Source organism: Mucilaginibacter polytrichastri (assembly GCF_001911425.1).
Classification (GTDB): domain Bacteria; phylum Bacteroidota; class Bacteroidia; order Sphingobacteriales; family Sphingobacteriaceae; genus Mucilaginibacter; species Mucilaginibacter polytrichastri.
In genome coordinates, this window is record NZ_MPPL01000001.1 from 382,797 (window position 1) to 397,316 (window position 14,520).

Below are 14,520 nucleotides of genomic sequence, written 5' to 3' on the forward strand. Positions count from 1 at the left end.
GTTGGGTGACCCGCGTACCGTGAATTGGAAGGCTACTGCGCGGCACGGTTCCTTAATGGTAAATAATTATACCGAAGAGCGGGCGCAGCACATGTATTGCGTCATCGATAAATCGCGGGTAATGAAAATGCCTTTTGATGGTCTTAGCATGCTTGATCATGCCATTAACGCCAGTTTGGTCTTATCAAGCGTAGCGCTGTTAAAACAAGATAAAGCCGGGTTAATAACCATTTCAGATAAAAAAGGCGCGGTTATACCTGCCGAGCGAGGGCCTACGCAACTTAACAAAATAATGGAGGTGCTGTATAAAGAGAAAACGCGCTATACCGAAACCGATATGGACCTGCTTTATTCAACCATACGCGGCACATTAAAGCAGCGTAGCCTGGTTATGTTTTTTACTAATTTTGAGAGCCTATCGGGCTTGCAAAGACAATTACCTTATTTAAAACGTATTGCCAAATATCATTTACTGGTAGTAATATTTTTTGAAAATACAGGTTTGCGCAATCTGAGCCGCCAGCCGGCCAACGATGTTGAAGGTGTTTATATAAAAACAATAGCCGAAAAGTTTATGTATGAGAAAAAACTGATTGTAAAAGAACTTACGCGCCACGGCATACAATGTATATTAACCCCACCGCAAAATTTAACCGTAAATAGCCTTAACCGGTACCTTGAAATAAAAGCGGCCCAAAAATTATAAGCGGTTAATACGCCTCCACAAATAATGTAAAAACCAGCCACGTAAAATGGATGGCAACAATATATGCTCAGATTACCTTGATGATCATCCGTATTTTATCATCAAGCTCTTGCACAGCCTTTTCCAGCATCAGCCATTCTTCCATCCCCTCATTTCTTCCATCCATTCTGATCAGATCCATTAACCCAAGTATCGATGCCACTGGCTTACGTAGTTCATGAGATTGAATAAAGGCAATCTCATTGAGCTGCTCCGTCTGCGCTTTTACGGTGTTTTCGTGTTCTATTCTTTTATTTACATCAGCTGTATTGACAGAAACGCCGATTATTTCGCCGGCAGGATTAAAAGCCGGCTCAAATTTTACTAACCTCCAATTATTTCTGCTTTGCCCAAGGTTGCGCTCATCATAAACAGCGGTACCTTTTAAAGCGGTCTGGTAATCTTTGTAAAAAAGATGGAGATTGTCAGGATGGATATAATCTATCATAGGTTTCCCTTTTTCCATCTGTCTTCCATAGGCGTTTATGACATGATTTCCCCAAGCTTTATTGAAGGCTAGTATTTCGAAATTTCTTCCAAGAAGCAAATGATGGTCCATAGAACTTTCAAAAAACGACCGAAGTTCGATTTCCGAACGTTTAGCCTCGTTGAACTGCTCTTTAAGTAAGTTCAAACTCTCATCAAAATCCATCAACTGCATGGCTTGTTTAGCCAAAATCATTAACATGAGTTGTTGGTTTTCAGTTAGCTGTCCGGGTATTTGGTTTATAACACATAAACTGCCGAGACGATGACCATCGTTAGTTACTAAAGGGGCTCCGGCATAGAACCTAATATTTGGATCGTTGTTAACAAGGGGGTTATTAACAAACCTGCTATCCAATTTGGCGTCTGGTACAACAATCACCTCATCCTGTTCGATCACATGGTTACAAAATGCATCTTTGCGCAAAGTAGTTTCAAAATCAAATGCCTGTCTGAACTTGATATATTGGGTATCCTTGTCAATAAGCGTGAGCAGCGCTGTTGGGGTACCGCAAATGGTAGCCGCTAAACGGATAATTTCCTTAAGTTCTTTTTCTTTGCTGAATTTCAGGTTTAAAAACCTGTGAACAGCCTGCAGTCTTTGTGTTTCCTGGTGAGGCATATTTTAATAAGCTTCGATACCTTCTTTAGCATCGGTAATAGATTTCCATCGAGACAAATTTTTACTTTTAATCATCGCTGGGATATTTGGCTATAGGGCGATCACCGGTTGTGTTTTATTAATCAGATCGGTATCGCCAGCAAAAAGGGTTCATGATTGTGTAAGTTTTTGTTACGTTATTAGGGGAAACGTGGTTTGGTTACAATAAACAATTTGTCACAGAAACAGCCTGGCTTTTCATATCAAGATATGCCCATTCAGCCATGGCGTTTATTACTGTTTTCAAAGCAGTTCCGCTTTCGGTTAAAGTATAAGTTACAAACAAGGGCATTACCGTCTTTGCTTCGCGAATAAGCAATTTATCTGTTTGCAGTTGTTTTAGGTGTTGAATCAGCATTTTTTCGGTGATATGCGGCATTGCCTTTTTAAGTTCACTATATCGTTTGCTACCAGAAAGCAAATGGTAAAGAATGATTGGTTTCCAATGGCCGCCGATTTTATTCATAACGTAAGTCACCGGGCATTCATTCAGAACAATTTCCCGGTTGGCATGGTAAGTCGAGCTTTCTTTAATTTTAGTCATACGTACTCTGGGGTAAGTACTTGTTATAAAGTAAGTACAAATATAACTTTGTACAACAAAAAACAAAATATGAATTACCTCATCACCGGTTCATTGGGCAATATCAGCCTGCCCGTTACTAAAAGTTTAATTGCCGCAGGTCACACTGTAACTGTGATCAGCTCCAACGCAGATAAAAAAGAAAAGATAGAAACCCTCGGCGCCAAAGCAGCTATAGGGTCTGCTACAGACCTTGAGTTTTTGAAAGGAGTTTTTAAAGGTAAAGATATTGCCTATTTGATGATACCGAGTGATTTTTCCATACAAGATTACGGTGCTTTCCAGATTAAAGTTGCAGATAAATATGCAGAAGCTGTAAAAACGGCTGGGATTGAGAAGGTCGTTTTGCTCAGCAGTATAGGAGCACATTTGCGTAAAGGCGCAGGCCCAATTGATGCATTAGGATACCTCGAAGCAAAGCTAAGCGAAATTCCTGGCCTTCACCTTAAAATTCTGCGCCCGTCATATTTCTTTAATAATTTATACAGCCAGATTGGTTTGATCAAGCAAGCAGGTATTGCGGGCAGCAATTTCGGTAATACAGAAGAAAAGCTGGTCTTAGTAGATACTGACGATATAGTAAGTGTGGCTGCGGAGCAATTAAAGACACCCTTTACCGATGGACAAACGATTACCTATATTTCAAGTGACGAAAGAAAACCGGGTGAAATTGCTGCGATACTTGGCGCCGCAATTGGAAAAAATGAACTGCCATGGATTAACTTCAGCGATGAAGACGCTTACACCGGAATGGTACAGGCAGGACTTAATCAGAGTTTTGCCGCGTTATATCGTGATATGGGACAATCCATCCGTAATGGCAAAATGCAGGAAGATTACTGGAAAAGTGCTAATGTTGTTAAAGGTACTTTTCGATTGGAAGATTTCGCTAACCGTTTTGCTGCTGCGTATGCAGAAAAGTAATCGTCGTCGAGCCTTACCTTACTTGTTCTACAGCCTTCATTATGCATAGCTTTTAAATAGATTCCTATTCATTCCAAAATTCATTTTTAAGTCTAAATAGGCAATTAAACGTAAATCAGATAGGAAATAGTTCGAGATTTGGACGGTAGCTACCACAGATACAGAAACTCTTAGTGGAAGCTAAGGGTTTTTGTACTTTCGTCTTTTTAAACAGAGAGGGGCTCGGTCAATGGCAAAGTAAAGCCAAAGGTACTTCCCTTGCCTGGTTCGCTTTCCACCCATATCCGGCCGTCATGGCGCTCAATGATTTCGGCGCTGAGGTATAAGCCAATACCAAACCCGGAGATGGTTTGGGTATGGTTTGATTCTACCCTATAGTATCTGTCAAAAAGGTGTTCAATGTCTTTGTCGGCTATGCCAAACCCATTGTCTTTAACGCTTAGCAACGCATGGTTTTCTTTTACCTTGCATTGCACCTCAATATTAAAATTATTGGGGGAGTATTTTATGGCATTAGATAAAAGGTTTGATATAACGTTACCTATCTTATCCATGTCGGCATAAATGGTTATGGGATTGCAAGGCAGCAGTATGATGGTGTGACTGGCTGTAATTAATGCCATTTCATCTATAATATCTTTAACCAGCTCATCCAGTTTAAACCGCTGCTTGTCTAAATGAATCTTACCAGACTCTAGTCGCGAAAGGTTAAGGAAACCATTGATCATGGTTGTCATTTTCTTTACCTGGTTATTGGCTTTGGTAAGCGCGCCCGAAGTAAATGCATCCTGGTTTTTTTCGGCCCTGGCTTGTAGTATCTGAACATAACCGCCCAGCGAAGTAAGCGGTGTTTTAAGCTCATGACTAACCATGCCTATAAAATCATTCTTTCGCTGCTCGTCCTGCTTGCTTTCGGTAATATCTTGCAGTGTTCCATTCATGCTGATGGCTTCGCCTTGCTGGTTAAACGTGGCCTTGCCTTTAGCCCTTACAATACGCGGCTCTTTTGTTGCGGGATGTATAATAGTGTAATCAATTTCGTAGTTGCCGCCCATCTCAAAATTTAAAGCTTGCTGTGTAGCACGGCTAACCCTGTCGCGGTCTGTTTCAGCTATGGCACCGGTTACATAGCTAAGGTCAATGGTATCGCCGGGTTGTAAGCCAAACCACGATTTTAGTAAATCATTTCCTGAAAACAAGTTGGTTACTGGATCATAGTAAAATGTGCCCAGTTCGCCCGCCTGTATGGCCAGGTTAAGCATGTCTTCTGTTTTCCGGTTCTCTTGACTTGTTATTATCCGTTCTGTTATTTCCTCCAGGATAACCAATACACCGGTTATCTCGTTTTGTGCGTTTTTGAGCGGGTGATAGATGGAGTTTACATACGCTTCCCGCAATTTTCCGCCATCTGTGTATAGCATAACCCTAAACTCATTATTGGCTTTTGTTACCCCGGTAGCAAATACATCATCGAGCCATTGATAAACAGGTTGTCCATTTAACTCCGGCCGAGCTATGTGATGGGGTTTTCCCAGTACTTCCACCTCGGCCCGTCCCCAAATTTTCAATATACTTTCGTTGGCTATTTCAATAATATGCTCGGGCCCCCTCAACACGCATAGCCCAACAGGTGCCTGTTCTAATATACTACGCGTCCTATACTCATTTTCAATCAACTTGTTATTAGATGTTTGTAGTTGAGTTTGTATAAGCTCAAGCGATTCGTTAGTGCTTAACAGGTTGTCGTTAATAACCTGGTATTCTTCGTTAAGTGCGTTGAGCTCCTCATTGGTAGATTGATGCTCTTCATTCAGTGCAGATAGCTCGTCGTTCAGCAGGGTAAGTTTCTCGCTGTTTTCCAATAATTCAGCGCGGCTTGCTTCTAATTTTTGCCTGTTGGTTACCTCGTCGGTAATATTAATTACGGTAACCAATATGGAATTAATACTGCCATCAGCTTCAAAAATAGGGTCGTAAGAGAACCTTGCGTAATGCTTTTTTAATTCGCCGTTTACAGTACCCAAAATTACTTCTGTTTCGGGCAGGGAAAAGCGTTTGCCAGAATCCAATACCCCACGCATTCTTTCGGGGTTAGGTTGGTCCTTAAGTTCGGGGAAAATCTCAACCAAACCACGGCCAATAACCTGGTCGGCTGTTCTGCGCCATACATCCAGCATGGGTTGGTTGGCAATCTCTACAATTAACGCCTTGCTTCTTAAAATGGTCATGGCAATCGGTGTGTTCATCACCATAGCCTCCAATCTGTACTTTGCAGCTTCGGCAGCCCGGGTACGTAGCATTACCCGTTCCTCCAGTTCTTCATTAAATTCTTGCAAACCTCGTTGCGCATGATGCATTGCGTCATTCGCGGTGGTCAGATCTTTATTAGCAGCAGCCAGTTCCTCATTCAAAGCCTGCTCATTTTCTAAGGCTTCCTGTTGCACTCGCGCATGCGCAAGGGCTTCCTTGCTCACTACTTGTTGGGTTACATCGGTTGCGCTGTGTAAAATGCACAGTGTTTCGCCACGCTCATTTTTAATGGCCCGGTATTCAAAATCAAAATAAAATGTTTGGAGTGAACCACCTACTACCAAATTGGCCGGCGTTTTTTGGGCGATATAGGTATTACCGCTACGCCAAACTTCTTTAAGAAGCGCCGTAAAAGGCTGGCCCACTATTTCGGGAATAGCCTGTTCGAATGTTTTCCCGGTAACGCTTTTGTCCTTGCCCCAGATCTTGAGCATGGCATCGTTAACAAACCGGATGTGAAGTGATTCGCTGTTATAAATTGCAGTAGCTTCGTTAGACTGTGCAAGCACATCGAGAAGCATTTTATCGCTGAAATTTACAGTCGGATCAATCATTCGTGAATGAGCGTAATTATCGGGCAAAGATAAGAATTTTCAGCCGACGTAATTGTAATTCGATTCGCAATTGGCGCAGTTTATCATACAATGTACTTTATTTTAAACCGGCCTGAAAGAGAAGTTTGCTGTTGTTATAGTTTATTAACTGCGCAAATTTACTGTTATAGGGAAATATGTAATTGAGTTTATTAAAAGATGGCAACATCAAGTTATTAGGCATAAGCGGGATTATTTTACGTTGCAGGGGTGTTGTGCTAAGATTATTGTCAGGCAAATGTGTTTGGGGCAATTTTTCATTAAAAGAGCGTACTGTTAAATAATCCGGGGTGTTTTTAGGCAATCCTGAAGGCCCCATACTAACCTGGCCAAAATGCCAGCCCGATTTAATGCTTACCTTAAAGTTAAAAGCTTCTTCGGTGCAGGTTAATTCTCTTGGCATACCACCTACCTGGGCATTTGCACTGCCTGCCAATACCAACATAAACGTAATTAACAGTATACTTTTCATATTGCTTAAGCTATATACGTTAAAAAAGCAGATCCTGTTGTTAACGGGGAGCGATAATTTAGGTTAATCGTATTTTATTACAAGCGGGTGATTGTCATCGAAAAAAAGCTATCACTCATAAGTTGTTGCCTTAATTATAACTAATTTGGCTAACCAAGTTTTTTTGAGTTATTTTAAATAAATATCCCCTTGATGACAATATTGACAAAGATTGCCGCCATTTTATTCCTTTCTATATTAATTACCTTTCCCGGTTTAGCACAACAGCGCGATTCTATTAAAGCGGCACCGATGGCAGACACCACCAGTGTGCTGCCCGATACCATGGCCGTAAAAGACGGCCACCTGCAAACTGCCGGAAAATCATTGAAAACATTTGTGCTGAGCACGCCCGGCGATTTTGCACAAATGGGGCATATTCTGGGGAAAGACTGGCGTAAAACAGCCGCTTATTTGGGGGGCATATCATTATTAGTACTGGCCGATAAACCAATAACCCAATGGTACCAGGATCATGTTGAAAAGAACGTCAACTATAAACTCCCCAAACTCCCCGGTGCAGGTAGCTCGCGTTTCTTTTACGGTAATGATGCTTACTTAGATTATGCTATTGCTGGTCTGTATGCTGGTTCGCTGGCCGGCAACTACAAAACAGGGCAAATGGCTGCGCTTAACTCGGCAAAAGCATTAGCATACTCGTACCTTATTACGCAGGTAACCCTAAAAGCTATATTTGCCAGGGAAAGGCCCGACCCGACACTGAGCGATGGCAAGCCGCCAAGAAAGCCCTATACAGATAACCCGCACGACTTTTTTAACTTTCGCGCCATTAATTTTGGAACCGGCCCTACCGGTACATCTTTCCCGTCTATGCATGCCACCGCATATTTTGCTGTAGCCAAGGTAATGGCCATGGAATTTCATAATTACTGGATACCCTATGGCGCCGTTACCGTTATCTTTTTTGCCGATGTAGATTCGCACCAGCATTGGGTTGGCGATATGGTAGCAGGCGGTTTACTGGGCACCCTGATAGGGCAAGGTATTGTAAGCAGTTCGCGGCTGATGGAAAAGAAGCAGGCAGAAAAAAAAGAACGGGAAAAGCAAATGGGCATAAACCATAAGCACAAAATAGACTTTAACTACCAGGTGTTACCCGCTATATCTACCAATATGACGGGCCTTACCCTGGCGGTTTCGCTTTAACCAACTTGCCTAACCAATATAAAGAACGAGATTTAAATTATATGTCTAAAAAGTATTTCCTTTTAACCCGGGTACTGCTGTTGGCTGTGTTTTTAGCCAGCACGGTTTTTGTTGCGAAGGCACAACTGCTTACCTCCAAAATATTTGGAGACCATATGGTGCTGCAGCGTAACAAACCGGTGGTGGTATGGGGAAACGCCAAAAAAAACACGGCACTAAGGTTAAGCTTTAACGGGCAATTAATTAGTACCCGTACTAAGGCAGATGGTTCATGGAAAGCAACATTGCAGCCGATGAAGGAGGGCGGGCCATACACCATGACCATATCATGCGGTGCTGATACGCTGCAATACAAAGACATTATGATGGGCGAAGTGTGGCTTTGTTCGGGCCAGTCTAATATGGAGTTTGTACTCAAAAATTCGGATGGCTATCAACAAGAGCAAAAGGTTGCAAGCAGGCTTGCCGTGCGGCAGTTTTTTGTACCGCACCGCATGAGTATTAACCCCGAAAAAGAGCTAGACGCAGGTGCCTGGGTGCCGGCCGGCGCTGCTACCATTGGCGATTTTACAGCCGTAGGTTATTACTTTGCCAAACAATTAGCTGCGCAGCTGCACGTAACTGTTGGGCTGGTTCATAGCAGCTGGGGTGGCACACAGGCCGAGTGCTGGGTAAGCAAAGATGCTATGCTTAAATCTGCAACGTTAAACGCAATAGCTAAAAGCCAGCCAAACAGCCTTGATGAAGTTAAAAGCAAGGTAGAGCAGGATATTAAAAACTATGCTTACCACAACCAGGCAGCAACACTTTACACATTTGAGCAATTGGCAGCTGCCCCAGCCTCATTTTTTAACAGCTGGAACACCGGCACACCTGGTGCCTGGATGTGGCAGGGCAAATGGTCGGCCTTTAGGGGCGAGGGCTTTATGCAGCGTATAGTAACTTTAGATAGTGCACAGGCAAAAGTTGCATCCGTTTTACGGTTGGGCCATACAGATGCAAAAATGGCGATTGCTATTAACGGCAATGTGGTTTATAAAGGAGATTTACCCGAAGGAACTCCCATTAACATCCCTGCGGGAACCTGGAAAGCTGGCGATAATAGCCTGTTACTTAACCTGCAAACAAATCAAAAGAACCCTGCCTGGTTTGGCTTTGGCCTCAATGGTGATAAACAGGATCTTTTTATAAAACTGGCCGATACCACGGTATCCTTAATGGATAACAAATGGCGTTTAATGGCAGACTGGGCCAAGCCATACCATATGGAGTTAATGCCTAACAATACGGTAGCTACCCTGTATAACGGGATGATAGCACCTTTGATCCCCCTGTCTGTTGCGGGTGTTTTATGGTACCAGGGCGAATCTAACGCCGGGCGGGCATTTCAATACCGCGATGTACTTGCTACAATGATTGGCGACTGGCGAAATCAATGGAAAAGCAAACTGCCTTTTGTGGTGATGCAGTTGCCGGCATACGGCCCAACGCAAAATAGTAACCAGGGAAGTACCTGGGCCGAGCTGAGAGAAGCACAGGCCGCTGTGGCAGTTAAATATGCCGACTCTGCTTTAGTTGTAACTACAGATATTGGCGACCCCAATAACCTTCATCCCACCAATAAAGCGCCGTTTGGCTACCGGGCTGCGGGTGTGGCGTTAAACAGGGTTTACCATTATGCAGATGTGGCGGTAAGCCCATTGTTCAACTCGGCCACTTTTCAGCAAAATTATGCGCTGGTTACATTTAATGATGCCAATGGCCCTTTAACTGTTAAAGATAAATACGGCTATTTAAAAGGGTTTGAAGTAGCCGGAAATGATCATGTTTTTCATTACGCACAGGCTCAGCTCATCAACAATACAGTAAAAGTATGGAGCACAGCAGTACAGCAGCCCGTTGCCGTGCGCTATGCCTGGAGCGATTCGCCCGTTGATGCTAATTTGTTTGGCGGGGCAGGCTTACCGGTAGGGCCTTTCAGGTCTGATACCTGGGCGGGCATTACCGACAATGTTAAACTGGTTCCGTAATTGCTATATAACCTGCAGCAGGAACACCTTCAGCAATCTCAGCTCATTAAAATCAGTGTTGCCGGTAAATAAGCAGGTGTTGGATAGAAAAATCAATCGGCTATATGCCGTCACCATTTTATTGATAAATTTGGTTTTGTAACCCAATTATACCTGCTAATTTTCCTGATTGATGAAAAGAGTTTTGCAACCCTGGTTGTCTTGTATTTTTATCTGCTGTATTTTACTTTTATGTAAAACAGGTTTCGGTTTTCAGCCCGTAAAATATTTAGGCATCGAACAGGGATTGTCTAACAACTCGGTTACCAATATTTATAAAGACCGGCATGGCTTTGTTTGGATTGGCACCTACGATGGTTTAAACCGGTATGATGGCAGTACTGTACGCATTTTTAGAAACATATGGGGCGATGCCCGATCATTAAATGATAATCACGTTAATAAACTTACCGGCTCGGGTAATAAGGTTTTTGTAGGCACTTTAAGCGGGCTTGTTTATTATAATTATAACGATGCCCGGTTTTACCCGGTATTTTATTTGGCGGGCCATAAAGCCGGCAGGCAAAAAATAACTTCTAACATTACTTCGCTGGTTACCGGCACACAGGGCGATGTTTACATAGGCACAGACTATGCAGGCTTATTTATCTATAACCAGCGCGAGGGAGTTAGCAGGCAGGTTGTACTGGGCAAGGCTAACAAAACCTATAGCGTACAGGCTATCCGTATTGATGGTGCTAACCAAGTATGGCTGTTTATTCGCAATGTGGGTCTTTGCAAGCTAAATAGGCAAAGCCATATATTGGAGGTTGTTAGCACCGAGTTAAAATCGGCCAATTGCCTTTTAACAGATAACCATGCCAACATTTGGATAGGGACAGATAATGGCCTGTACACCTATCAATTAGCCACCCGCCATTTATCAAGGTTTGCAAATGCAGCTGTAAAACTGACCAGCGAAAACATCGTCGACCTTAATTTCTCGAAGTCGGGTAATTTATGGATAGGCACCAATGGCGGGGGCGTAAATGTATTAGATACCGCTAAGCAGCAATTAAGTTATATGGTAAGTGGCAAGGACGTTACTGCTACACTGCATAGCGATGCCATTAGTATGATCTATGAGGATAACGAAGGCCGCACCTGGGTTGCTACCCTGCGGGGAGGCGTAAATATTGTAGACAACGACGTTAACCAGTTTAGGCTGATTACCCACAATGCGCTGAGCAGCAATAGTGTGGTGAACAACTTCAGCCTGTCGTTTTGCGAGGATGAGCAGCATAATTTATGGATTGGTACTGATGGCGGGGGCCTGAGTTATTGGGACCGGAAGAAAAACCGGTACACCAATTATGTGCATAGCGATAACCCGGCATCGTTAAGCAGTAACTTTGTGGTCAGCATTATTAAAGACCACAAAAATCAGATCTGGGTGGCCATGTTTAGTGGTGGGATAGACCGCTGGGACGGCCAGGCACATCGGTTTATACATTATGATTGCTATAACCCGGCTACCAAGGTTATTGATAAAAACCTCTGGAAATTATACCTCGACTCGCACCACCAGATCTGGGCAGGTACCACGCGTGGCGGGGCATTGTACAGGTACAATGGCACTACAGATAAATTCATGATGTTTGATGAACAGCTCACCAACATCCACGCCATTTTTGAAGACCATAACGGTACGCTTTGGGCCGGAGATTACTCGCGGTTGATCAAAATAGATCTTGCTAAAAAAGTGCATCAGTTTATAGGGGTTAAAAGCGCCGTTAGATCCATTACAGAAGATAATAGCCATAACTTATGGGTTGGCACCGAAGGGGGCGGGCTGCTGAAATATAACAGTTTAACAAATAAACTCACGCGGTTTACCGAGGCAAATGGCTTGCCCAGCAATTCTATCCTGAATGTTTTGGTTGATAAAGGGGGTAACCTTTGGGCCAGTACCTACAACGGGCTTACCGAGTTTAATACCACCACGCAAAAGTTCAGAAACTTTTACGCATCAGACGGTTTGCAGAGTAACCAGTTTAACTTTAATGCCGCATTAAAATTAAGCTCGGGCGAACTGGTATTCGGGGGCATTAATGGTTTTAATATTTTTTATCCCGATAGTATCAACGTGGCCGTGCACCAGCCCGAAATAAAACTTACCGGGCTCTATATCAATAACAAAACTATTGAAGGCGATTCCAATTATACCGCCAACCAATCGATAGTTGGCCTTAAGCAAATTACAGTGTCCTATTACGATGCAACCATTGCTATCGATTATACCACGCCCGAATATTCGTTCCCCAACAAAATTAGCTATGCCTACTACCTCGAAGGCTGGGACCACGGCTGGAACAATGTAGGCAAGCTAAAAAGGGCCTACTACACTCGTTTAAACGAAGGCGAGTACACCCTGCGGATTAAGGCCACCAACACCGCCGGCGGCTGGAACCCGCATCAGCTTATTTTTAAAATTATGGTGCTGCCTCCCTGGTACCGTACCTGGTGGGCTTATCTGCTATATTTATCGGTAATAGGCACGGTGGTATACTGGTTTTGGCTGTATCGCATCAGGCAAACCAAACTAAAATACGAGGTGCAGATCGCTAACCTGAAAGTGGAGCGCGAAAAAGAATTGAACGAAAAGAAGCTTTCTTTTTTTACCAATGTATCGCACGAGTTCCGTACGCCGCTTACGCTGATTATTAACCCGATAAAAGATTTGCTGCGCAATGCGCACAATAAAGATAATGAGGAGCTGAACACCATTTACCGTAACGCGCGCCGGTTGCTGGGGCTGGTAGATCATTTAATGTTGTTCCGGAAAACCGAGAGCGAAACCGACCAGTTAAATATGGTGACCCTCAATTTTTCGTGCGTATGCAAGGATGTATTTTTGTGCTTTGTACACCAGGCCAGGATCAAAAATATCACTTACAGTTTTTGTGCCGGCGAGGAACAGATTTTTATCGAGGCCGACCGGGAGAAAATAGAAATCGCCTTGTTCAACCTCATCTCCAATGCCATTAAATTTACTCCGAATGGCGGCGAAATTAAGATCCGGCTTTCGCAAAAAGAAGTAACCGTTTTTGTAGAAGTGTCAGACAATGGCTGCGGTATTGCCGAAGGTACCGGCGAAAAACTGTTTGACAAATTTTACCAGATCAAGGATAGCACTTCCATCAAAACCGGGTTCGGGATAGGGCTGTACCTGGTGAAAAGCTTCATCAAAAGTCACCATGGTTATATTACTTATATGAGTAATGCCGAAGGCGGTACAACCTTTACTGTAGAGCTGCCAAAAGGTAAACCACTGCAGCTGGAAACCGAGCCGGAAATGATGGAAGCCAACCAGCACCTTATTGATGAATTAATCAACAATGAGATAAACGAAGTAAGGCCGCCGGAAGAAGAAGTGAACAATTTGGAACTGCTGATCTCGGACAGGCAATCGGTTCTGGTAATTGATGATAACAACCAGATTCGCAGGTATATTACGGATATTTTTAAGAAGCACTATAAAATTTACCAAGCCCAAACCGGCGAAGCCGGGCTGGAAATGGTAAAGAAGTACCTGCCCGATGTGGTGATTAGCGATGTGATGATGGGCGGGCTTTCGGGGATAGAGTTATGCCAGATTATTAAGCAGGATGCCCTGCTAAGCCACATTCCGGTGATCTTGCTTACCGGCGACCCGAACCCCGAGATCAAGCTCAAAGGCCTGGAAGTAGGAGCGGTAGATTTTGTGAGCAAACCTTTTGAAAAAGACCTGCTGGAGGCCCGCGTTAAAGGTATTTTAAAAGACAGGCGCGAATTGCAGAATTACTTTTACAACGAAGTAACCTTAAAATCAAACGCCCGCAATATCTCAGAAGACCACAAGAACTTCCTTTATAAATGCATTGCCATTATCGAAAATTACCTCGTTGACCCCGACTTTGATGTAAAAACTATTGCCGATGAAATGGGCATGAGTTACTCCAGCCTGTTCAAAAAAATTAAAGGTATCAGCGGGCAATCGGTAAACAGCTTTGTAAGGTTTGTACGCCTGCGTAAGGCTGCCGAAATTATGATTCACACCAATTGTAATGTTAACGAAGCGGCGTTTAATGCCGGGTTTAACGACATTAAGTATTTCAGGGAGCACTTTATTAAACAGTTTGGCGATAAGCCGTCCGAGTTTATTAAGAAGCACAGGGCGGCCTTCCATAAAACCTATTTAATAGAAGATAGCTTTCTGTAACTGTTTGCGCAGCTAAAGGTATAACTATGCCCTAAAAGCTACATTTTACCAAATTACCCCCCTTTAATTTACTGTTTTAACCCCTCTCGGTAACGTTAAAACCCCTTTACTTAGTTACTACCAATTACAACTGATCTCTAATTCAGTTATTTTTTATAAACCAATTTTAGTACAAACTATATGTCCCTAAAACAGCAGTTACGCATTTAGTATGCCCGCCCTGCATAACATGCAATCGATTAAAAAACCAAAGCAATAAACCAACAAATT

At 43.2% G+C, this 14,520-nt stretch carries 9 protein-coding genes; 5 read left to right on the forward strand and 4 right to left on the reverse strand.

Features of this window, described 5'->3' with window-relative positions; genetic code table 11:
* The first annotated feature begins 1 nt into the window (after nt 1).
* Nucleotides 2-706 (forward strand): DUF58 domain-containing protein, encoded by a 705-nt coding sequence (locus RG47T_RS01755; RefSeq protein ID WP_494337191.1) that lies wholly within the window; start codon nt 2-4, stop codon nt 704-706.
* Nucleotides 707-773: 67 nt separating this feature from the next.
* Here RG47T_RS01755 and RG47T_RS01760 read toward each other — a convergent pair whose 3' ends face one another.
* Nucleotides 774-1,853: a GAF domain-containing protein gene (locus RG47T_RS01760; RefSeq protein ID WP_074487683.1), complete on the reverse strand. Its 1,080-nt coding sequence runs from the start codon at nt 1,851-1,853 to the stop codon at nt 774-776.
* Nucleotides 1,854-2,052: 199 nt separating this feature from the next.
* Nucleotides 2,053-2,436 (reverse strand): winged helix-turn-helix transcriptional regulator, encoded by a 384-nt coding sequence (locus tag RG47T_RS01765; RefSeq protein ID WP_074487684.1) that lies wholly within the window; start codon nt 2,434-2,436, stop codon nt 2,053-2,055.
* 69 nt (nt 2,437-2,505) lie between these two features.
* Here RG47T_RS01765 and RG47T_RS01770 point away from each other — a divergent pair, with 69 nt between their 5' ends.
* A complete protein-coding gene (locus RG47T_RS01770) occupies nt 2,506-3,399 on the forward strand; it encodes an NAD(P)H-binding protein (RefSeq protein WP_074487686.1) in 894 nt (297 codons plus the stop codon).
* Nucleotides 3,400-3,605: 206 nt separating this feature from the next.
* Here the strand turns inward: RG47T_RS01770 and RG47T_RS25515 are convergent, their stop codons facing one another.
* On the reverse strand, nt 3,606-6,263 hold the full coding sequence (locus RG47T_RS25515; protein WP_083627259.1) for an ATP-binding protein: 2,658 nt from the start codon (nt 6,261-6,263) through the stop codon (nt 3,606-3,608).
* 97 nt (nt 6,264-6,360) lie between these two features.
* Entirely contained in the window at nt 6,361-6,774 is a 414-nt protein-coding gene (locus tag RG47T_RS01790; protein ID WP_074487687.1) for a hypothetical protein, read from the reverse strand.
* A gap of 192 nt (nt 6,775-6,966) precedes the next feature.
* On the opposite strand from RG47T_RS01790, the gene RG47T_RS01795 reads away from it, so the two are divergent.
* From RG47T_RS01795 to RG47T_RS01805, 3 genes are all read left to right on the forward strand, one after another.
* Entirely contained in the window at nt 6,967-7,980 is a 1,014-nt protein-coding gene (locus tag RG47T_RS01795) for a phosphatase PAP2 family protein (RefSeq protein WP_074487688.1), read from the forward strand.
* A gap of 41 nt (nt 7,981-8,021) precedes the next feature.
* Nucleotides 8,022-10,010 (forward strand): sialate O-acetylesterase, encoded by a 1,989-nt coding sequence (locus RG47T_RS01800; RefSeq protein WP_074487690.1) that lies wholly within the window; start codon nt 8,022-8,024, stop codon nt 10,008-10,010.
* Nucleotides 10,011-10,182: 172 nt separating this feature from the next.
* The gene (locus tag RG47T_RS01805; protein WP_074487691.1) at nt 10,183-14,250 is read left to right on the forward strand and encodes a hybrid sensor histidine kinase/response regulator transcription factor; all 4,068 of its coding nucleotides are present in this window, start codon (nt 10,183-10,185) and stop codon (nt 14,248-14,250) included.
* Nucleotides 14,251-14,520 lie beyond the last annotated feature (270 nt).